The 19018-nt window shown below is 71.3% G+C and carries 22 protein-coding genes; 18 read left to right on the top strand and 4 right to left on the bottom strand.

All coding sequences use genetic code 11. From position 1 onward, the window contains the following. Positions 1-7 precede the first annotated feature (7 nt). Together ACIGDI_RS11655 and ACIGDI_RS11650 are read left to right on the top strand one after the other, a co-directional pair. Positions 8-907, top strand: a complete 900-nt coding sequence (locus ACIGDI_RS11655; protein ID WP_399894098.1) for an anti-sigma factor RsbA family regulatory protein — start codon at positions 8-10, stop codon at positions 905-907. A 66-nt stretch (positions 908-973) separates the two neighbouring features. Further along, positions 974-1414, top strand: a complete 441-nt coding sequence (locus tag ACIGDI_RS11650) for an ATP-binding protein (RefSeq protein WP_399894095.1) — start codon at positions 974-976, stop codon at positions 1412-1414. 92 nt (positions 1415-1506) lie between these two features. On the opposite strand, the gene ACIGDI_RS11645 is transcribed toward ACIGDI_RS11650, so the two are convergent. The 3 genes from ACIGDI_RS11645 to ACIGDI_RS11635 all read right to left on the bottom strand — a co-directional run bounded on the left by ACIGDI_RS11645 (position 1507) and on the right by ACIGDI_RS11635 (position 5089). Then, positions 1507-2763 (bottom strand): hypothetical protein, encoded by a 1257-nt coding sequence (locus tag ACIGDI_RS11645; protein ID WP_399894092.1) that lies wholly within the window; start codon positions 2761-2763, stop codon positions 1507-1509. A gap of 40 nt (positions 2764-2803) precedes the next feature. Continuing rightward, on the bottom strand, positions 2804-3313 hold the full coding sequence (locus ACIGDI_RS11640; RefSeq protein ID WP_399894089.1) for a SigE family RNA polymerase sigma factor: 510 nt from the start codon (positions 3311-3313) through the stop codon (positions 2804-2806). 78 nt (positions 3314-3391) lie between these two features. Further along, positions 3392-5089, bottom strand: a complete 1698-nt coding sequence (locus ACIGDI_RS11635) for a chitinase (protein WP_399894086.1) — start codon at positions 5087-5089, stop codon at positions 3392-3394. 281 nt (positions 5090-5370) lie between these two features. Here ACIGDI_RS11635 and ACIGDI_RS11630 point away from each other — a divergent pair, with 281 nt between their 5' ends. The 15 genes from ACIGDI_RS11630 to ACIGDI_RS11560 all read left to right on the top strand — a co-directional run bounded on the left by ACIGDI_RS11630 (position 5371) and on the right by ACIGDI_RS11560 (position 17962). Beyond that, on the top strand, positions 5371-6231 hold the full coding sequence (locus ACIGDI_RS11630) for a hypothetical protein (RefSeq protein WP_399894083.1): 861 nt from the start codon (positions 5371-5373) through the stop codon (positions 6229-6231). 81 nt (positions 6232-6312) lie between these two features. Next, positions 6313-7017, top strand: a complete 705-nt coding sequence (cpaB, locus tag ACIGDI_RS11625; protein WP_200705456.1) for a Flp pilus assembly protein CpaB — start codon at positions 6313-6315, stop codon at positions 7015-7017. 6 nt (positions 7018-7023) lie between these two features. Further along, on the top strand, positions 7024-8280 hold the full coding sequence (locus ACIGDI_RS11620) for a CpaE family protein (protein ID WP_399894080.1): 1257 nt from the start codon (positions 7024-7026) through the stop codon (positions 8278-8280). Then, positions 8277-8654, top strand: a complete 378-nt coding sequence (locus ACIGDI_RS11615; RefSeq protein WP_399894077.1) for a TadE/TadG family type IV pilus assembly protein — start codon at positions 8277-8279, stop codon at positions 8652-8654. The genes ACIGDI_RS11620 and ACIGDI_RS11615 overlap by 4 nt, the downstream gene beginning before the upstream one ends. 1 nt (position 8655) lies before the next feature. Then, on the top strand, positions 8656-9000 hold the full coding sequence (locus ACIGDI_RS11610; RefSeq protein WP_399894074.1) for a TadE/TadG family type IV pilus assembly protein: 345 nt from the start codon (positions 8656-8658) through the stop codon (positions 8998-9000). A gap of 31 nt (positions 9001-9031) precedes the next feature. Beyond that, positions 9032-10369, top strand: a complete 1338-nt coding sequence (locus ACIGDI_RS11605) for a CpaF family protein (protein WP_200705329.1) — start codon at positions 9032-9034, stop codon at positions 10367-10369. Positions 10370-10380: 11 nt separating this feature from the next. After that, positions 10381-11325: a type II secretion system F family protein gene (locus ACIGDI_RS11600; RefSeq protein ID WP_399894069.1), complete on the top strand. Its 945-nt coding sequence runs from the start codon at positions 10381-10383 to the stop codon at positions 11323-11325. Between the two features lie 19 nt (positions 11326-11344). Then, a complete protein-coding gene (locus ACIGDI_RS11595) occupies positions 11345-12232 on the top strand; it encodes a DUF5936 domain-containing protein (protein WP_200705331.1) in 888 nt (295 codons plus the stop codon). 19 nt (positions 12233-12251) lie between these two features. After that, a complete protein-coding gene (locus ACIGDI_RS11590; RefSeq protein WP_399894066.1) occupies positions 12252-13742 on the top strand; it encodes a sensor histidine kinase in 1491 nt (496 codons plus the stop codon). A 41-nt stretch (positions 13743-13783) separates the two neighbouring features. Then, a complete protein-coding gene (locus ACIGDI_RS11585) occupies positions 13784-14521 on the top strand; it encodes a response regulator (protein WP_399894062.1) in 738 nt (245 codons plus the stop codon). Between the two features lie 118 nt (positions 14522-14639). Further along, positions 14640-14837 carry a Flp family type IVb pilin gene (locus ACIGDI_RS11580; protein ID WP_058923499.1) on the top strand — a complete coding sequence of 66 codons (198 nt, stop codon included), beginning with the start codon at positions 14640-14642 and terminating at the stop codon, positions 14835-14837. Continuing rightward, positions 14837-15436 carry a pilus assembly protein TadG-related protein gene (locus ACIGDI_RS11575; protein WP_399894058.1) on the top strand — a complete coding sequence of 200 codons (600 nt, stop codon included), beginning with the start codon at positions 14837-14839 and terminating at the stop codon, positions 15434-15436. Before ACIGDI_RS11580 ends, ACIGDI_RS11575 begins: the two co-directional genes overlap by 1 nt. A gap of 32 nt (positions 15437-15468) precedes the next feature. Further along, complete coding sequence (locus ACIGDI_RS11570; RefSeq protein ID WP_399894055.1) at positions 15469-16047, top strand: hypothetical protein; 579 nt, start codon at positions 15469-15471, stop codon at positions 16045-16047. 53 nt (positions 16048-16100) lie between these two features. After that, a complete protein-coding gene (locus ACIGDI_RS11565) occupies positions 16101-16682 on the top strand; it encodes an OmpA family protein (RefSeq protein WP_399895239.1) in 582 nt (193 codons plus the stop codon). 131 nt (positions 16683-16813) lie between these two features. Further along, positions 16814-17962 (top strand): acyltransferase family protein, encoded by a 1149-nt coding sequence (locus ACIGDI_RS11560; protein WP_399894052.1) that lies wholly within the window; start codon positions 16814-16816, stop codon positions 17960-17962. Here ACIGDI_RS11560 and ACIGDI_RS11555 read toward each other — a convergent pair. Next, complete coding sequence (locus tag ACIGDI_RS11555) at positions 17959-18327, bottom strand: DUF192 domain-containing protein (RefSeq protein ID WP_399894049.1); 369 nt, start codon at positions 18325-18327, stop codon at positions 17959-17961. The genes ACIGDI_RS11560 and ACIGDI_RS11555 overlap by 4 nt on opposite strands. A gap of 76 nt (positions 18328-18403) precedes the next feature. Here ACIGDI_RS11555 and ACIGDI_RS11550 point away from each other — a divergent pair, with 76 nt between their 5' ends. Next, positions 18404-18982: a dihydrofolate reductase family protein gene (locus tag ACIGDI_RS11550; protein WP_399894046.1), complete on the top strand. Its 579-nt coding sequence runs from the start codon at positions 18404-18406 to the stop codon at positions 18980-18982. The last annotated feature ends 36 nt before the right edge of the window (positions 18983-19018 follow it).

Below are 19018 nucleotides of genomic sequence, written 5' to 3'. Positions count from 1 at the left end.
GAGAACCATGACCGCCGAACCCACCACCCGCTTCGACCACCGCATGGCCGTCTTCGGCGCCGACGACGAGTTCGTGGCCGCCGCCCTGCCCTTCCTCGCCGAGGGCCTCGGCGCGCCCGGCGAACCCCCGCCCGTCGCCATCGCCGCCCCCGGCAAGCTGGGCCTGCTGCGCGACACGCTCGGCGCCGACGCCAAGGACGTCGCCTTCATCGAGCACACCGACTGGTACACCGGCTCGGCCGCCAACGCCGTCGCCCAGAGCGCCGGTTACCTCGCCGGGAACGCCGGCCCCGGCGGCCGTCTCCACCTGCTGATGGAACCGGTCTGGGACGGCCGCGCCGGACGCTCCGCCCGGGAGACCGGCGAGTGGCTGCGCTACGAGGCCCTGGCCAACCTCCTGTTCGCGCCCATGGCCACGACCGCCCTGTGCGTCTACGACACCCGGATCACCGGCGAGGCCCTCGCCGCGGCGGCCCGCCGCGCCCACCCCGGCACCGGCGTCTACGAGGAGCCGGTCCGGCTCGCCGCCGAGCTGGACGCCGTACCGCTGTCGGCGCCCCCGGCCGACGCGGAGCCGCTCGGCGAGCCCTGGGCCGACGCCGTGCGCTCCCGGGCGGTGGCCCGAGGGCTGAGCCGGGTGGACGCGGAGCTGCTCGCCGAGTCCGTGACCGCCGCGGCCGCCGCCCTCGGCCCGGTCACCGGCGTCACGCTGTGGGGCGAGGCTCCCGCCTGCGTCTGCGAACTGCGCACCGCCCGCCGCGTCGACGACCCGCTCGCCGGCTTCGTCCCGCCGCCCGCCACCGAACTGGAGCCGGAGCAGGGGCTGTGGTTCGCCCGCCAGGTGTGCGCGTACGTCGACATCCGCGACGACGCCCACGGGGCGACCGTACGGCTGCAGTACGGGTAGTGGCAGGTATGGATTCGGGTAGTCCTCCCCGTGCGGCGCGCCCGCGGGGAGGCCATCCTCGTCCCCATGCTGCACACCGCGTATCCCCAACCGCCCCTGGGAGCCGGTTGTTCGAGCACCGAGTACGCCCCTTGCCCCACCAGCGTCCGCGAGGCCCGCGCCGAGGTCCGCGGGCAGCTGGAGCGGTGGGGGCTCACGGACGGCGACGGCGACCTCGCGGACGTGGCCGAGCTGCTGGTCAGCGAGCTGGCCACGAACGCCCTGCGGCACTCCGCGGGCCGCTTCCGGCTCACCCTGTGGGCGGCGCACGGCGTGCTGCACTGCGAGGTGAGCGACGGCGGCCGCCGCGAGCCGCGGGTGTGCGAGGCGGGCGCCGCGGAGAGCGGGCGGGGGATGTTCCTGGTGGAGGCGTTGGCGCTGCGCTGGGGCTGCCACCCGGAAGGACCGGGCAAGACCGTGTGGTTCGAGCTCGGTACGTGCGGGGCGGACGGCTGCGGTCGGCGATAGCCGTTCCGCTCGGTCCGGCCGCCCGGGGTTCGCCCACCCCCCGGGCGGCCGTCACCTGCCCGGCCCGGCCGGCGGTCCCGCGGCCGCCGGGGCTACCGCCACCACTTCGGGCTCAGGGCGATCGTCCGCAGCCGCGCGACCGTCAGGGCGGGGTTGGTGCGCGTCGCCGCGTCGTGCGGGGCGCCGGAGTTGAGCTCGCTGATCACGACCCGCCTGCCGTCGCTCCGCATGGTGTCGACCGTCCACATCACCGCGCCCGAGCCGCCCTTCTCACTGGGCCCCTGGTGCACGGCGACCCTCGTGCCGTCGGGCAGTTTCTCGGAGCCGGAGCCGAACAGGTCACCGGCGACGTCCGACATGTCGTCCTGGACGTTGACCTGGACGAAGCACTTGCCCTTGCCGTCGTCGACGACGAGATAGCCGTAGCCGGTGTCGTCGCCGCTGTCCTCCGACACCGTGAACCTCCCCTTGGGCAGCAGGCTCCGGAGCGTCGGGGCGACCGCCACGGCGGGCCGGGTGGCCGTGGGCGTGGGATCGCCGGCCGGCCGGCCGGGGACCTCGGGCGTCGCGTCGACGGCGTCCCGCCAGACGCGGGCGGCCGCGAGCTGCCGCAACCGGGCCGGGGACAGGGGCGGTTCGGGCCGGGTGACCGGCGCGTCCTTCTCGGCCGCCGCGTTCCACTCGCTGACGCCGACGTGATGGCCCTCGGGTGTGACCAGCTCGGCGCTCCACAGCTTGGTGTCCACCCGGCGGTCCGGATACTCGTACCCCTGCATGACCATCACCACCGAGCCGTCCGGCAGCCGGGTCGTGCCGCAGGCGTCGTAGTGCATGAACACCTTCCCCGGGCACTCGGTGGTCTGCCGCGCCTCGTCGCTGCCCGGCTGGACCCGCCCGAGGCTCACGGCGATCGTCGCCGCGCCCTTGCCGTCGTCGTACACACCACTCACGTACGGCCCCGGCTCCTCGTCCGTGCCGCGCGCCTGCGCCTTGCCGAACTTCCCGTCGGGGAGCAGCTTTTCGAGGGCGCGGATCAGCGCGTCGCCGGAGACGGCGGCGGGGGCCGCGGAGGCGGTGTGGCGGGAGGCGCCCACGGAGGCCGCTCCGAGCGGCGCCGGACCACCACCGCCGCCGCCCGGCAGCAGCAGCGCCCCGCCCAGCCCCACGAGCGCGAGGGAGGCGGCCCCGCCCGCGACGGCGGCCCGCCGCCTGAGCAGCCGGCGCCGCCCGCGCACCGCCCCCGCGGCGACGAGCGCGGACCGGTCGGCGTCGAACCCGGCGCCGGCGCGGCGCAGGTCGTCCGAGAGCTGTTCCTCGAAGGGGTCGCTGTGCTGTTCGACGTCGGGCATGACGGACCACCGTTTCGCGAAGTGAGGTGTGAGGGAGCGGTCAGGGGCGGGCGTACTCGCCGAGCTCCTCGCCCAGCAGCCGGCGCAGCCGCCCCAGCGCACGCACACAGCGGGTGCGCACGGCGGCCGAACTGACGCGCATGGCGTCGGCGGTCTCCTCGATGGAGCGGTCCTCCCAGTAGCGCAGGACGACCACCGCCCGGTCCTTCGCGGGCAGTCGGGAGAGCGCCTCCAGCAGGGTCAGCCGCAGCGGTGTGTCCCCGGTGCCGTCGTACGCCCGGTCGGGCAGCACGTCGGTGGCACGCTCGGTACTGCTGCGCCGGCGCTGATGGGCGAGGAACGTACGCGCGAGAACGGTCTGCGCGTACCCGGCGGGGTTGCCGACCCGTGACACGCGTCCCCAGCTGACGTACAGCCTTCCGAGGGTCTCCTGCACGAGGTCCTCGGCGAGATGCGTGTCACCGGCGGTGAGCAGACAGGCGGAACGGTAGAGATGCCCGGCACGCGCCGCCGCGAACTCCGCGTACTCGTCCGCGCGTGCCTGTCTCATGCCCGTTCCCCCTGTCCGCGACGCCGTTCTCACTTCATTGATGCGGTGGCCCCGGGGAAATGTTTCACCTTTCTTCCGCTACGGCAGCGCGTGCACATGCGCTCCCACCGAGCCGGACCACGAACTGCCGGCCGACGCGTCCCAGTTCGTCGACCACGTCATCGCGCCCCGCAGGTCGGGGTACGTCTTCGACGGCTTGAAGGAACCGCAGTTGGTGCCCTTGGCCAGGCAGTCCAGGGCGTTGTTCACCACGGCCGGCGACACGTAACCGCTGCCCGCCGCGCTCGTGGAGGCCGGCAGCCCGAGGCCGACCTGGGACGGTGCGAGGCCGCCCTCCAGCTGGATGCAGGCCAGGGCGGTCAGGAAGTCCACCGACCCCTGCGAGTACACCTTGCCGTCGCAGCCCAGCATCGAACCGCTGTTGTAGTACTGCATGTTGACGACCGTCAGGATGTCCTTGATGTTCAGCGCGGTCTGGAAGTAGGAGCCGGACGTCGACTGCATGTCGATGGTCTGCGGGGCCATGGTGATGATCAGGGACGAGCCCGCCTTCGCCGACAGGGCCCGCAGCGCCTGGGACATGTAGGTGGCGTTGAGTCCGTTCTCCAGGTCGATGTCGACGCCGTCGAAGCCGTAGGTCTGCATCAGCGAGTAGACCGAGTTGGCGAAGTTCGTCGCGGACGTGGAGTCGCTCACCGACACCGTGCCGTTCTGGCCGCCGACCGAGACGATCACCTTCTTCCCGGCGGCCTGCTTGGCCTTGATGTCCGCCTTGAACTGGTCGACGGTGTAGCCGCCGAGCCCCGCCGAGTCGAGGTTGAAGGTGACCGCGCCCGGTGTCGTCGTCGCGTCCGCGAACGCCACCGCGATGATGTCGTACTGGGCGGAGACGTCGGAGAGCTTCTGCACCGTCGCCCCGTTGTTGAAGTTCTGCCAGTACCCGGTGACGGCGTGCTTGGGCAGCGTGCCGCCTCCGCCGCCCCCGCCGGAGGTGGCCGTCCTCCCGGTGACCGCCCCGGACTTCGCCGACTCACCGGCCGAGTTCGTCGCCGTGACCTGGAAGGAGTACGAGGTGGCGGCGGCGAGGCCGGTCACGGTCGCCGACGTCCCCGTCACCGCCGTGACCTTGGTGCCGTCCCGGTAGACGTTGTAGCCGGTTGCGCCGGACACGGTGTTCCAGGCCAGCGACACCGACGAGGACGTCGTACCGGAGACCGTGAGGCCGCCCGGCGCGGCCGGGACCGTCGGGCCGCCGCCGCTGCCCCCGCCGCCGCCGTCGGGGCCGTAGACCGAGACGTCGTCGGCGTAGTAGGCGGCCTGCCCGTACCAGCCGTGGGTGTAGACCGTCACGGACGTCGTAGACGCCCCGGTGGTGAAGCTCGTCGACAGCTGCTTCCAGGAGGACGAGTCCGGGGTCCAGGTGGAGACGTCGGTGGTGCCGGTGCCGGTGACGCCCAGGAAGGCGTACCCGCCCTGCACCCAGGCGCTCAGGGTGTACGTGGAGCCCGGTCGCACCGCCACCGTCTGGCTGCACTGGGCGTCGTCCTGCCCGGCCGGTGTCGCCTTCAGGGCGGCCGAGCCGCTGTGGACGGGGGAGGAGACCGTGGTCCCGCTGCTCGCGGAACAGGTCCAGTTGCCCAGACCCGACTCGAAGCCGGCGTTCTGGGCGTTGTTGACGTCCGCGGCGGACGCCTGGCCCGTGCCCAGGAAGGTGAGGGCGAGGGCGGCGGTGACGGCTCCTGACCAGAACCGTGCTGATCGTCTCTGTGGGGACATGACAATAAGTTGGTCCAGACCAATACGGCTGTCAAGAGGTCCAGACCAAATGCGGTGGCCGGGGGGTCGTGGGGGGCCGGGGGTCGGTTCGGGATCGGCAAGATGCACAAGCTGCCCCGTTTTGGCGCAACTTGTGAGGCGGCAGTTCCACATCAGCTGCACAAACGCTGTTCTCCGGTCACAGGCCCGTGGTTACAGTGCTGACGTAGTCACGCAGTGAAGTCATTTCGGTGCACCGGAGTAACCCCGGTGCGCCGACGGCGCAACACGGGGAGCTGCGCGTGCCAACAGCCGTTGCCGTGACCAGTGCCGACATGGCGCTGCCGCCGCAGGACGAACGGACCCTGCCCGCCGTCGTCCTGCGGGATCTGGACCGTCAGCCGCTCGACCAGGCGCTGGCGGCCGTACAGGCCCTGATCGACCAGTACGGGCATCTCGTCGTCGTCTGCTCGAGGGCGGCGCCCGCCGGAGTGGAGCAGCGGCTGCGGACGATCCGCTCCCTGCTGGAGAGCGACCGGATCGCCCTCTTCCGGCCCGATCTGCCCCCGCTCGGACTCGCGGTCCTGGCCCGCCAGTTGCGCCAGCTCGCCTCCTGCGACCTCAGCCCGGGCGTCCTGGCCTCCGCGGGCCGGCTGCTGACCCACTACATCCACGCGGGCGCGCTGCTCGGCTCCGTCGCCCGGCTGGACCGCGTACCCGTGGGCCTGAAGTCGCACGCCAAGTCCTGGGTGCCGGGCAGCCAGTTCGCCGTACTGGCCCATCCCGAGCCGCGGCTGGTCAAGCTCGGGCCCGGGGCCGCCCTTCCCGGACCGGAGTTCGGCACCCGGATGCTGGTCGGCAAGGGGCAGCTGCAGTCGGACTGGGTCACCGCCACGCTGGCCAAGCAGTGGAACGCCCAGGGACTGCGGGAGATCCCGGCGCCCGCCGAGTCCGCCGCCTGGTGGGGCACGAACAAGCTGGTCGAGTTCGCCGCCTACCTGCCCGACCTCTCGGTCCTCTACCAGCTGGTCACGTCCGTCCGGCAGGGCGTCTGCCACTGGTGCGGCATCGACGTGATCGGCGACCGCTGCGTGTTCTGCTCCGCCACCCCGCCGCCGCCCCCGGACGGCCCCAGGCAGCTCCCCGCCGGGAGAGGCTCCTGAACCCGCAGGCCACAGCTCCGCGTACCGCTCGCACACCCCCCATCCGCTCGACCGATATCCCCCAATGAGGTTGTACGGTTCATGAACTCCCGTCAGCGCCGCGGCGTGCTCCTGCTGGTCCTGTCGATCGTCTGCGCCCTCGGCGCGTTCGCCGGCGTCCTGTCCGTGATCGGCGACGTGCGGTCCAAGGTCGGGCCCGAGGTCACGGCGTACCAGGTCAAGGCCGAGATAAAGCCCTACACCCAGCTGAGTACGGACCAGTTCGAGAAGATCTCGATGCCCAGGCGCTGGCTGTCGGAGAACGCGGTCACCCATATCGGTGACGTCCGGGGCAAGATCGCCGTCACCACGCTGAAGCCGGGCTCCCTGCTGCAGACCGACATGATCGTGGATCAGCCGGCCCTGCAGCCCGGGCAGCAGGAGGTCGCCATCATGATCGACGCGGCGACCGGGGTGGCGGGTCAGATCACGCCCGGTTCGACGGTCAACGTCTACGCCACCTTCGCGGGGCAGCGGCAGGGCGACCCGGCCGAGTCCAAGATCATCGTAACGAACGCGAAGGTCCTGAACGTGGGCCAGATCAAGGCGCTCGACCCCTCGGAGGCCGGCAAGAACCAGCCGACCGACACGGTCCCCATCACCTTCGCCCTCTCCACCCTCGACGCGCAGCGCATCACCTACGCCGAGTCGTTCGCCCAGCGGGTCCGGCTCGCGCTGGTCGCACCGGGCGGCGGCACGACGGTCCCGGACAAGGACCGCACGTACGAACTCGCGAAGGACAAGTGAGCCCGCATGCCCACCAGGATCCTCCCGGCCGTCGGTGACGCGGACGCGGTCCGTTCCCTCACGACCCTGCTCAGCCAGCTCCCGGACGCCGAACCGGTCGCCCCGGTCGCCGACTCTACCCAGCTCGTCGACACCCTCGGCCGCCTGGCCGCCGAGTCGGTCGACGAGCTCCCCGAGGTCGTGGTGGTCCACGAGCGCATCGGCCCGGTCCCGGCCCTGGAACTCATCCGCGAGGTGGCGCTGCGCTTCCCGGCGGTCGGGGTCATCCTCGTCACCACGGACGCCAGCCCCGGCCTCTTCCAGGCCGCCATGGACTACGGCGCGCGCGGCCTGGTGGCCCTCCCGCTGAGCTACGAGGAGCTGGCGAGCCGCGTGCAGGCCGTCGCCCAGTGGTCGGTGGGCGTACGGCGTCATCTGGGCGCCGGAGGCGATGTGTTCACCGGCGTCGGCGGGACCGTCGTGACGGTGAGCGGGTCCAAGGGCGGGGTCGGGGCGACCCTCACCGCCATTCAGCTCGCCCTGGCCGCACAGGCCTCGGGGCCCGCCACGGCCCTGGTGGACATGGACCTGCAGACCGGTGACATCGCCTCCTACCTGGACGTCCAGTTCCGGCGGTCGGTGGTAGACCTGGCCGCGATCAACGACATCTCGCCGCGGGTCCTGGCGGACGCCGTCTTCCGGCACGACACGGGCCTGTCGCTGCTGCTCGCGCCGGGGGAGGGCGAGCGCGGCGAGGAGATGACGGACCGGGCGGCCCGGCAGATCATCAGCGCCCTCAGGTCCCGCTACGAGGTCGTGGTCGTCGACTGCGGCGCCCAGTTGAGCGGGGCCGGCGCCGCCGCCGTGGAGATGGCCGACCTGGCACTGCTGGTCACCACCCCGGACGTGGTCGCGGTGCGGGGCGCCAAGCGGACCGTGCGGATGTGGGACCGGCTGCAGATCCGCAAGGCGGAGGAGACGACGGTCGTCGTCAACCGGCACTCACGGGCCGCCGAGATCCAGCCGCCGCTCATCCAGAAGATCACCGGCACCGCGGTCGCCGCGACCGCGATCCCGGCCAACTTCAAGGAACTGCAGTCCGCGGTGGACGCCGGTCGCATCCACGAACTGGAAAACAAGGGAGCGGTCAAGCAGGCCCTTTGGGGTCTCGCCGCGGAGCTGGGCCTGATGAGGGCGGTGGAAGGGGCGCACCGCGGCGGGGGGCGGTTCCGGGGGGACCGGGGGTCGGTGAGTTTCCGGCGGCGCAGGGAGCTGGGGCCATGAGGAGGCCGCGCGGCGACCGGGGGCAGGTGACCATCGAGTTCCTGGGCATGACCCCGCTGATCATCCTGACGTTGGTGTTGGTGTGGCAGTTCGTGCTGGTGGGGTACGCCTACTCGCTCGCGGGGAATGCTGCCGACGAGGGCGTGCGGGCGGCCACGGCCGCGCCTCGGGGGGAGCGGTCCGGCGCCTGCGAACAGGCGGCGCTCAAGCACCTGTCGGGGGTCTGGAGGGGAGCGGCCAAGGTGGACTGCGGCGGCACCGGCTTCGTGACCGCGGACGTGGCGATCAAGGTCCCCGTCCTCTTCCCGGGGTCGGTCTCCTTCCCCTTCACCGTGCACGGACACGCGGGCGCGGTGGAGGAGGTGAAGGAGTGAGATGACGTACCACCGCGGACGTCGTGACGCCGGTCAAGTGGCCATCGAATACCTGGGGTTCCTTCCCGTCCTGCTTCTCGTCGCGCTCGCCGGAGTGCAGCTCGGGCTGATCGCGTACGCCGCCCAGCAGGCGGGCACGGCGGCCAGGGCGGGGGCCCGCGCGGCCTCCCTCCAGCAGGCGGCGGGCGCGGCCTGCGCGCAGGCCGCCAACCTGGACGCCACCTGCGAGTCGGCGAACCTGGGCACGGAGGTGCGGGTCACCTCGCACGTGACCATCCCCGTCCTCTTCCCCGGACTGGGCCACTACGAAGCCAGCAAGACCGCCGTCATGCCGCTCGACCACTGAGACACCCGGGCACAGCGAGGAGCACCGACCCATGAGCCTGCGGGCACGCATCAACTCCCCCGAGGAGAACGGCCACCGGGGCGAGGACGCGCACCTGGTCGCCTCCTACCGGGCCAAGCTCCTGGAGGAGATCGACCTCGCGGAGATGTCCTCGCTGGCCGCGGCCGAGCGCCGGGCCCGTCTGGAGCGCGTCCTCGGGCACATCATCAGCCGCGAGGGCCCGGTGCTGTCGACGGTCGAACGCTCCCAGCTGATACGCCGGGTGGTCGACGAGGCACTCGGCCTCGGCATCCTCGAACCCCTCCTCGAGGACGCGTCGATCACCGAGATCATGGTCAACGGCCCTGACGCGATCTTCGTGGAACGCGGCGGCCGCGTCGAGCAGCTGCCGCTCCGCTTCGCCTCCCACGACCAGCTGATGCAGACCATCGAGCGGATCGTGTCGACGGTCAACCGGCGCGTGGACGAGTCCAATCCGATGGTCGACGCCCGCCTCCCCTCCGGCGAGCGCGTCAACGTCATCATCCCGCCGCTTTCTCTCACCGGCGCCACTCTCACCATCCGCCGCTTCCCGCGCTCCTTCACGCTCCAGGAGATGGTGAGCTTCGGCTCCCTCGACGAGCACATCCTGTTCCTGCTCGCGGGCCTGGTCCGGGCCAAGTTCAACATCATCGTCTCCGGCGCCACCGGCACCGGCAAGACGACCCTGCTCAACGCCCTGTCCGGACTGATCCCGGAGGGCGAGCGCATCATCACCATCGAGGACTCCGCCGAACTCCAGCTCCAGCAGTCGCACGTGATCCGCCTGGAGTCCCGCCCGCCGAACGTCGAGGGCAAGGGCCAGATCACCATCCGCGACCTGGTCCGCAACTCCCTGCGCATGCGGCCCGACCGCATCGTCGTCGGCGAGGTCCGCGGCGGCGAGTCCCTCGACATGCTCCAGGCCATGTCCACCGGCCACGACGGCTCCCTCGCCACCGTCCACGCCAACAGCGCCGAGGACGCGCTGATGCGCCTGCAGACCCTGGCGTCCATGTCCGACGTCGAGGTCCCCTTCGTCGCCCTGCACGACCAGATCAACAGCGCCGTCGACGTCATCATCCAGCTCACCCGCTTCGCCGACGGCGCCCGCCGCGTCACCGAGGTCGCCCTGCTCGACAGCCACGGCGGGGAGCCGTACCGGCTGGCCACCGTGGCCCGCTTCAACGCCCGGCCCATGGCCCCGGACGGCCGGATCCACGGCGCCTTCGAGCACTACCCCCTCACCCGCCGCAGCGCGGACCGCCTCTACATGGCGAACCAGGCCGTCCCCCAGGCCTTCGGCGTCGCCCGGACCGCAGAACAGCTAGCCACCCGAGAAGCCAGGTAGGTGCCGCCCCCATGGATCTGCAAGACCTCGTCGCCCTCACCACCGGCATCACGCTGCTGACCTGCGTCCTGGCCGTCATGGGCCTGCACGCGTACGCCACGGGACGCGCCGAGCGCGCCGCGCTCGTCGAACGGCTCTCGCACACCGGCCGGATACCGGTCACCGGCCGCTCCCGCCGCTTCCGCAACCTCGACCGCCGGCTGCGCCGCACCGGGCTCGGCCGGAAACTGGAGCTGAAGCTCGCCGCGACCGGACTCGACATCACCCCGGGCGAGTTCTTCGTCTACATGCTCGCCGCGGTCGCCGCGCTGTGGCTCATCGGCCAGGCCTCCCTCGCCCCCTTCTTCGGTCCGCTCGCCGGTCTGCTCGGTGTCTGGGCGGCCTGGCAGTTCCTCAACTGGCAGCGGCAGAAACGCATCGAGAAGTTCATCAACCAACTCCCCGAACTGGCGCGGATCCTGGCCAACGCCACGCAGGCGGGGCTGGCGCTGCGCACCGCGATCAGCATGGCGGCGGAGGAGCTGGAGGCACCGGCCGGCGAGGAACTGGAGAAGGTCGCCAACCAGCTGGCGATCGGCCAGTCCCTCGACGAGGCGCTGGGGGACCTCGCCGACCGGCTGCCCTCCCGCGAACTGGTCGTCCTCGTCACGACCCTGGTGCTGTCCAACCGGGCGGGCGGACAGGTCGTCGGAGCGTTGCGCAACCTCACCGAGACGCTGGAGGAGCGCAAGGAGACCCGGCGCGAGATCCGCACCCAGCTCTCCCAGGTCAACATGACGGCGTACGCCGTACCCGTGATGGGCATCGGCTCCCTGTTCCTGATGAACGGCGTCAAGGACGGCGCCCTGGACCGCATGACCGGCTCGCCCGTCGGACAGGCGTGCGTGATCATCGCCTTCGCCATGTACGCCGTCGGGTTCGTACTCATCCGGCGCATGTCGCGGATCGACGTCTGAGGAAAGGGGGATATGTGACATGGCACTGCTGCTCGCGCTCGTGATGGGCCTCAGCGTCTGGGGCGTCTTCGCCGGCATCCGCATGTACCGGGCGGAGGCCAAGCTCCCCGGCGACCTGCTCCTGGCCCTGGAGGTCGGCGCCACCCGCACCGGCGCGGTCGACTCCCTCATCGACCGCCTCGGCATGCGCTACGCCCCCGCGGTCCTGCGCCTGATGGGCCCCGGACTGGTCGCCAAGTACCGCCGCAAGATCGACCTCGCGGGCAACCCGGGCGGCCTGACCATCGACCGGTACGCCGCCCGGCGCGCGGTCTACGGCTTCCTCGGCGCCGTCGGCTTCCTGGTGTTCCTGCTGCGCGGCCAGTACCTCGTCGCGCTGCTGCTGCTCGCGTTCGGCGCGTTCTGGACCGAGGTCGGCATCTGGGTGGCGATCCGCCATCGCAAGGACGTCATCGAGCGCACCCTCCCCGACTTCCTGGACGTGCTGGCCGTCGTGGTGAGCGCGGGCCTCGGCTTCCGGCAGGCCCTGGACCGGGTGGCGTCCCGCTACGAGGGCCCCTGGGCCGACGAACTGCGTATCACCCTGCGCCAGATGGACCTCGGCATGAGCCGCCGCCAGGCCTTCGCGGAACTGCGCCGCCGCAACGACTCCGAGCAGGTGGCCATGTTCGTGACGGCGTTGCAGCAGGGCGAGGAGCTGGGCGCCCCCATCGTGGAAACCCTCGTCTCACTGGCCAAGGACATGCGCCGCACGGACGCCCAGAACGCCCGCCGCAAGGCCGCGCGGGCCGTCCCGCGGGCCACGCTGATGATCACCACGTTCATGGTCCCGGCGACACTGCTCCTGCTCGGCGCGGGACTGTTGCTCGGCTCCGGCACCGACTTCGGCACGCTCACGGGCAAGTAGGCAGGGGAGGGCGAGGAGCATGGCGACGACCAAGGAACGCGGCGGACCGCCGAGGCGCCGCCCGAGGACGGCGCGGATCACCACGCCGCCGACCGGCACGGTCCTGCCGGACCACGCGCGCACCGGAGCGCCCGACGTCCCGGTGACCTCGGTGACGCCCGCGCTCCCGCCCGGCTGGGTCCTGGCGGAGACCCCGGCACCGCTGCCGGCCGTACCGCGGCAGGCGACGAAGACGGCGCCGCCGGCACCGGCCGCGCCCGCCGATGCCGCCCCCGAAGCCCCCGCCCTCTCCATCCAGGTCAACGCCCTGCAGGCCATGTGCCGTCAGGTCTTCGCCTTCCGCCTGGCGATGATCGCCCTGGCCGCCCCGGCGGCCCTCGTCAACGCCGCCCCCGGCATGCCCGTCCGCCTGGTCGGCGCCGCCGTCGTGGTCACCTTCATGGGGTCCTACGTCCTGTACCGGGACTGGGAGCGCTTCGGCCCCCTGCTCCTGCGCCACCCCACCCTGCTGGCGGTCGACACCCTCCTCGGCTCCCTGCTGCTGATCTCGGCGGGCCCGGACACCACACTCGCGTACGTCAGCGTCTGCACCCCGCTGCTGGCGGGGATCGTCTACAGCTGGCGGGGAGCGGCGTGCTTCGCGTCCCTGCAGTCCCTCATCCTCCTGCTGGTCTACGCGACCAGGCACGACCTGCACGCCGCCCTCGCCGAGTCCCTGCTCCTGCCCGGCCTGTGCGTCATCGCCGGCGCGGTCGGCTCGTCGCTGCGGGGCCTGATGCTCCGCTTCGGCACCGCGACCGAGGCCCTCACCCAGGTCCAGGCCCGCCTCGCCGTCACCGAGGCGGTCAGCGCCGAACGCGCCCGCCTGGCACGGGAGATGCACGACTCGGTGGCCAAGACCCTGCACGGCGTGGCCCTCGCCGCGGACGGCCTCGCGGCCTCGGCGGGCCGGGACGGCGCCGATCCGGCCCGGCTGAGGCAGCAGGCGGAACTGGTCGCCCGCTCCGCCCGCCGCGCCGCCGCCGAGACCCGCGAACTCCTCACCGACCTGCGGCGCGAGAACGACCCCGACCACGGCATCGACGTACTGGCCGAACTCGCCTCCCGCACCCGGGACTTCGCCACCCGCACCGGCCTGTCCGCCGCCTGCAGCCCGACCGGCGACGACACCGTGCCCCCGGTCCCGCCCGCCGTCGCCCGCCAGCTCCTCACCATCGCCGACGAGGCCATGGAGAACGCCCACCGCCACGCGGCCCCCACCCGGATCGACGTCAGCGGGGGCGTGCACGAGGGCCTGCTGTGCATCAGCGTGTACGACGACGGCGGCGGCCTGCCACCCGGCACCACCCTCGAACAGCTGCGCCGCGCGGGCCACTTCGGCCTGGTCGGCATGGTGGAGCGAGCGGCGTCGGTGGGCGCCCGGATCAGCGTCGGCCGCGGAGACCACGCGCGGGGCACCGAGGTCCGCCTGGAGCTGCCGCTCACGGCCCTGACCGCACAGACCGCATGAGCGTCACGCCGATCCCCCACGCCGACGAGAGGAGGCCGCCGATGCCGGACCTTCCCGACCTGCCCGCGGCCCAGCCGCCCCCGCCCCTGAGGGTGGTGGTCGCCGACGACAACCTGGTGGTCCGCGCGGGCCTGACCGCCCTGCTCTCCGGGCGCGAGGACATCACGGTCGCCGCCGAGGCGGCCGACGGCCGCGAGGCCTACGAGGCGGCCCGGCGCTGCCGCCCCGACGTCGTCCTCCTGGACGTCCGCATGCCCGGCATGGACGGTCTGTCGGTCCTGCCCTACCTGGTGCCGATCGCACCGGTGCTGATGCTCACGTACAGCAGTGAGTCGGAGATCGTCCAGGAGGCCCTGCGCCGCGGAGCGGCCGGCTACCTGGTCCACGGCGAGTTCACGGCCGACCGGCTGGTCGCGGCGATCCAGGACGTCAGGGAGGGCCGGGCGCACTTCACGGCGACGGCGGCCGACGTACTGAGAAGTGCGATTGCACATTCTCCTCCCCCCGCAACTGTCAAGTCTCCACTAGTTTCTTCACAAACCCTTTCGCAAGTGCAACCAGATGTGGGACAGTTCGGGTCACGGTCCCGGCTGAGTACGAGGGAGGCGGAGATCATGGACCTCATCGCGTCCGGCATGAACAACCAGCAGATCGCCGCCACTTGTTTCATCAGCGAGAAGACCGTCAAGAACCACATTAACCGCATCTTCGCCAAACTCCACAGCACCAACCGCTCCGAGGCCACGGCCACGTGGCTCGGCACGCGAGGGACGGGGTGAGGCGCCATGCGGGGTCGCAGGCGTGTTTGGGCCCGGGATTGGGTCCTGGGACCCTCGGGACGCCGAGGGACGGCATCGTACGGTTCCGGGATCGGAAGCGAACCCGGAGGGGAGCACCATGAGCAGCTGGATCAACACCACCGTCGCGTACCTGCAGGCTCGCACCGCCCGCAACGACAAGGGCCAGACGGCCGTGGAGTACCTGGGCATCATCGCGGTGGTCGTGGCGATCGTGCTGGCGATCACGGGTACGGACATCGGGCAGACGATCTTCAACGCAATCACCGACAAGATCACCGAGGTGACCGGTGGTTGATGCGCCTGCGTAGTCACGACGATGCAGGGCAGGCCTTCCCCATCTACATCACGGTGGTGGCGGGTCTGCTCTTTCTCGCGTTCGCCTACGTCGCGGTCGGCCAGGCCGCTGTGAATCGGAACGGTGCACAAACGGCGGCCGATGCGGCAGCGCTCGCGGCGGCTCAGCACACCAGGGACGAACTCGCGGGCCAGTGGGTGACGGACGTACTCGATCCGGCCAAGTGGCAGGACCTCTTCGACGGCAATCTGCCGGACGACCAGGCGTGTGCCCGCGCAGCGCAACTCGCCGAGCAGAACGACGCGGTGCTGAGCGGTGCGCTGTGTCAGCGGCCGGATCCCCTCACCTACACCGTCGAGGTCACGACCAACAAGCCCGTCGGGGACTCCATAGTCCCGGGTGTCGCGGACAAGCGCTCCAGGGCGTCCGCCACGGCCGTCATCGACCCGCTGTGCTCGTTCGTCCCTCCGGCCGGTGACGCCGGAGGCGACACGCTGCCGCAGCTCACCTGCAAGGACAGGGACTGGAAGCTGGATCCGAAGGATCTCACCGATCTGCCGGAACCCCAGGACCTGTTCGACGTCCACCTGGCCGAGTGACAAACGAACGACGAGACAAGGGAAACGCAGTCATGAGCATTCGGTTCACCACGAAGGCCCGCAGGGGGACGGTCGCGTTGACCGTCGCGGTCGGACTGGCCCTCGGAGTGGCCGGCTGCGGCAGTGGTGGCGACGGCAAGAAGCCGGAGGCAACGGCGTCTGCGTCCAAAACCGGGGGGACCGACCCGAGTGCTCAGGAAGGCCAGTCCGAAGAACCCCTGGCAGAGTTGAAAGGCCCCGACGGCCTCCTTATTCAGGTCACTTCCGCCAAGCGGGATTCCGGTGGCTTTGTCACAGTCAGTGGAAACCTGAAGAACGACAGCGGCAAGACACTCACGCTTCCGGCGCAGCTGAGCGGCAACGAAACCGAGATCATCAGGAACGGCCGATCGCTGGGCGGCGCCACACTGGTGGACTCCAAAGGCAAGAAGCGGTACTACGTCCTGCGCGACACGGACGGCCGCCCGCTGACCACGACGGGCATTACTTCCGTCAAGTCGGGCGAGAGCGTCCCGGTATTCATGCAGTTCCCCGCGCCGCCCGCCGACACGACCCAAGTGTCCTTCCAACTGCCTATGTTCGCGCCCGCTGACATCGAGATCTCCGGGTGAGGCCCCAAGTGACCGCCCCCCGCCTCCCCCTGCTCCTCACGGCCGCCACCCTCATGGTCGCGACCAACCTCGTCGGAGCCGTGACGGCGCATGCCGACGGCAGTCCCAGCGTGCCCCCGGGCACCGAGCCCTCCGCCTCCGCCCCGGTCGAGGTCGACCCGAACGACCCCGATCTCAAGCTCCCCGAGGGCGCCACCCTCGCCGCCCCCAAGGTCCTGGACATCAAGTCGGTCGTGGAGGACGAGAACGGCGACGAGCGCCGCTCGGACACCAACACGTCCGTGACGTTCGCCCTGCAGGCGGAGGTCCTGTTCAGCAAGGACAGCGCCAAGCTGAACGGCGAGGCCAAGTCCCGTATCGCGACGATCGCGGACGAGATCAAGAAGCAGCACGCGACGCACGTCCGTGTCTTCGGCTTCACCGACGACCTGGGCAGCTACGCCCACGGCCTCGTCCTGTCGAGGCAGCGCGCGAACGCCGTGCAGGACGTCCTCGCCCAGGAGCTGAACGACCCCGGCATCACCTTCGAGGTCCGCGGCTACTCCGAGGACTACCCGATCGCCTCGAACGCCACGGAGGAGGGGCGGCGCAAGAACCGCCGTGTGGAGGTGTCGTTCCCGCGCAGCGAGAGCTGACGGGCGTCCGTTGAACCGCTCGGCCGGCCACCACGTACCAGTCACCGACGGTCCGTGGCAGGCTGGATTCCCAGAGAAGGGTCCGAGCGATTTCAGTTGATTCGAGTCCGCCGGTCGGCAGCGTCGTGGACGTGGCCGGCCCCGCGGGGCGGACGGAACGGGCGAGCGAGGCACCCACCCGCCGGCAGGTGCGGGGCCTGGACGGCCTGCGCGGCCTGGCGGCGCTGTACGTCGTTCTGTTCCACTGCTGGCTGTACACATTCCCGGGCTACCCCGACAGTTCCGCGCCCGCCTGGCTGGACGTGCTGATGTTCGGGCGCGTCGCCGTCGTCTTCTTCCTGGTGCTGTCCGGCTTCTCGCTGGCGATCTCCCCGGCGCGTCACGGCTGGCGCTCCGGCGGCGCCGCCGAGTTCCTGCGCCGGCGCGCCTGGCGCATCCTGCCTCCGTACTGGGCGGCGCTGGTCCTGAGCCTGGCCATCTCCTGGTTCGTGGTGCCCGCGTCGCACTTCGGACCGCCCACCGCCGCGACGGTCCTGGTCTACGGCCTGGTCGCACAGGACGTGTTCACCGCCCCCACACCGAACGGCGCCTTCTGGTCGATCGGGGTGGAGGCCGAGCTGTATCTCCTCTTCCTTCTCTTCCTGTACGTCAGGCGGCGCACGAACGCGACGGTCCTGGTGGCGTGCGTGGCGCTTCCGGTGATCGTCGGCGGTCTGACGGCGCCCGGCGCGTCCCCCGTCGAGGGCGACAACTGGCTCGCTCCCCATCTCGCCCCCGTGTTCGTCGCCGGCATGGCCGGTGCGGGAGTCGTCGCCGCTTCCGAGAGGGTGCGGCGCCTGCCGTGGGGGCTGTTCGCCGGCCTGGCCGCCCTGCCCGTCCTGGTGCTGGGCGTCGTACAGGGATCCGTCTGGACGGTGAACCACTACTTCTGGGTGGACCTGGCCATCGCCCCCGCCATGACGATGCTGCTCGCCGGGGTGGCCACCGGCAGGCCCGCCGTCCTGGTACGGCTGCTGACCACGCGGCCCGTCGAGAGCCTGGGCGGCTTCTCCTACAGCCTCTACCTCATCCATCTGCCGATCGTCCTGGCGGTGATCCGCCGGGTGGCCCCGCACTTCGTGGCGCCCGGCCTGCCCACGTTCCTCTTCACGCTCGCCGTCGCGCTGCCCGTCTCGGTGACCGGCGCGTGGCTGTTCTCGAAGATCTTCGAGATCCCGTTCAAGCGGTACCGGTCGTGGGAGTCCCTGACCGCCGCGCTCAGGAAACGCAGCCGCGCCTAGACCAGCACCGCCACCCGCTCCCCGACGCGCAGCCCCCACTCCTCCATCGCGCCGGCCTCGGCCTCCAGGACATGCCGTGAACGCGGCCGGGGCAGTCCGAGCCGGCCCGGCCGCATGGTGCGCACGGCGACGACCCTGAGGCCGCGGTCGAGGTAGGCGACGTCGATGGGGAAGCGCATACGGAAGGTGTGCACACTGTTCGCGGGGGAGAGCAGGATCGCGCCGTCGACGCCGTCCCGCCCCAGCAGCCCTCTGGTGCGCGACCGGTAGGAGGCGGCGATCTCCAGGGGCACCGACACGGCGGCCTCACCGTCCTCCGGACGCACGACAAGTTCGCCCCGCCCGTCACGCCATCGCCGCGCCATACTCAGGACCTCCCGGCGGTGCCGCCCACCGCGCGAACCGAAGGTATCCGCCCTGCGCACGGGAAAGAAGGGGACCATGGGAAAGATCGTCCTGATGATGTCCGTCTCCCTCGACGGTTACATGGAGGGCCCGGACCACGACATCAGCTGGAACCGGGTCGACGAGGAACTCCACCAGCACTTCAACGACACGGTCAGGGAACTCGGCGCCCTGATCGAGGGCCGCCGCGTCTACGAGCTCATGGCTGCCTACTGGCCCACCGCCGACTCCGACCCGGACGCCTCCCCGACCATCGTCGAGTTCGCCGGGATCTGGCGGGACATCCCCAAGTTCGTGTACTCGCGGACCCTGGAGAAGGTCGACTGGAACGCCACCCTGGTCCGGGAGGTCGTACCCGAGGAGGTCCGGGCGCTCAAAGAACGCACGCAAGGCGATCTGTGGGTCGGCGGGGCCGAACTCGGCGCCGAGTTCCTGCGCCTCGGGCTCGTCGACGAGTACCGGGTGTACGTCCATCCCGCCCTCGTCGGCCGGGGCAGGCGGCTCTTCCCGGAGGGCGACATCGCCGCCTCGCTCAGGCTCGTCGAGAGCCACGTCTTCGGCAACGGTGTCGTACTCCTGCGGTACGCGCCGGACGACGACAACGGCCAGGAGTAAAGCAGTTGTCCGGTTCACGGCCGCCGGGTAGGAAGA

This window comes from Streptomyces sp. NPDC085900, assembly GCF_044540925.1.
GTDB lineage: Bacteria > Actinomycetota > Actinomycetes > Streptomycetales > Streptomycetaceae > Streptomyces > Streptomyces gilvifuscus.
This window is presented reverse-complemented; position numbering and strand designations above follow the sequence as displayed.

Excerpts from the sequence above, each read along its gene's own strand:
- ACIGDI_RS11590 (WP_399894066.1), top strand. The coding sequence starts at position 12,252 with ATGGCGACGACCAAGGAACGCGGCGGACCGCCGAGGCGCCGCCCGAGG.
- ACIGDI_RS11595 (WP_200705331.1), top strand. The coding sequence starts at position 11,345 with ATGGCACTGCTGCTCGCGCTCGTGATGGGCCTCAGCGTCTGGGGCGTC.
- ACIGDI_RS11600 (WP_399894069.1), top strand. The coding sequence starts at position 10,381 with ATGGATCTGCAAGACCTCGTCGCCCTCACCACCGGCATCACGCTGCTG.
- ACIGDI_RS11585 (WP_399894062.1), top strand. The coding sequence starts at position 13,784 with ATGCCGGACCTTCCCGACCTGCCCGCGGCCCAGCCGCCCCCGCCCCTG.
- ACIGDI_RS11570 (WP_399894055.1), top strand. The coding sequence starts at position 15,469 with ATGAGCATTCGGTTCACCACGAAGGCCCGCAGGGGGACGGTCGCGTTG.
- ACIGDI_RS11615 (WP_399894077.1), top strand. The coding sequence starts at position 8,277 with ATGAGGAGGCCGCGCGGCGACCGGGGGCAGGTGACCATCGAGTTCCTG.
- ACIGDI_RS11620 (WP_399894080.1), top strand. The coding sequence starts at position 7,024 with ATGCCCACCAGGATCCTCCCGGCCGTCGGTGACGCGGACGCGGTCCGT.
- ACIGDI_RS11610 (WP_399894074.1), top strand. The coding sequence starts at position 8,656 with ATGACGTACCACCGCGGACGTCGTGACGCCGGTCAAGTGGCCATCGAA.
- ACIGDI_RS11645 (WP_399894092.1), bottom strand. The coding sequence starts at position 2,763 with ATGCCCGACGTCGAACAGCACAGCGACCCCTTCGAGGAACAGCTCTCG.
- ACIGDI_RS11640 (WP_399894089.1), bottom strand. The coding sequence starts at position 3,313 with ATGAGACAGGCACGCGCGGACGAGTACGCGGAGTTCGCGGCGGCGCGT.
- ACIGDI_RS11565 (WP_399895239.1), top strand. The coding sequence starts at position 16,101 with ATGGTCGCGACCAACCTCGTCGGAGCCGTGACGGCGCATGCCGACGGC.
- ACIGDI_RS11635 (WP_399894086.1), bottom strand. The coding sequence starts at position 5,089 with ATGTCCCCACAGAGACGATCAGCACGGTTCTGGTCAGGAGCCGTCACC.
- ACIGDI_RS11550 (WP_399894046.1), top strand. The coding sequence starts at position 18,404 with ATGGGAAAGATCGTCCTGATGATGTCCGTCTCCCTCGACGGTTACATG.
- ACIGDI_RS11650 (WP_399894095.1), top strand. The coding sequence starts at position 974 with ATGCTGCACACCGCGTATCCCCAACCGCCCCTGGGAGCCGGTTGTTCG.
- ACIGDI_RS11605 (WP_200705329.1), top strand. The coding sequence starts at position 9,032 with ATGAGCCTGCGGGCACGCATCAACTCCCCCGAGGAGAACGGCCACCGG.
- cpaB (WP_200705456.1), top strand. The coding sequence starts at position 6,313 with ATGAACTCCCGTCAGCGCCGCGGCGTGCTCCTGCTGGTCCTGTCGATC.
- ACIGDI_RS11655 (WP_399894098.1), top strand. The coding sequence starts at position 8 with ATGACCGCCGAACCCACCACCCGCTTCGACCACCGCATGGCCGTCTTC.
- ACIGDI_RS11575 (WP_399894058.1), top strand. The coding sequence starts at position 14,837 with ATGCGCCTGCGTAGTCACGACGATGCAGGGCAGGCCTTCCCCATCTAC.
- ACIGDI_RS11555 (WP_399894049.1), bottom strand. The coding sequence starts at position 18,327 with ATGGCGCGGCGATGGCGTGACGGGCGGGGCGAACTTGTCGTGCGTCCG.
- ACIGDI_RS11580 (WP_058923499.1), top strand. The coding sequence starts at position 14,640 with ATGAGCAGCTGGATCAACACCACCGTCGCGTACCTGCAGGCTCGCACC.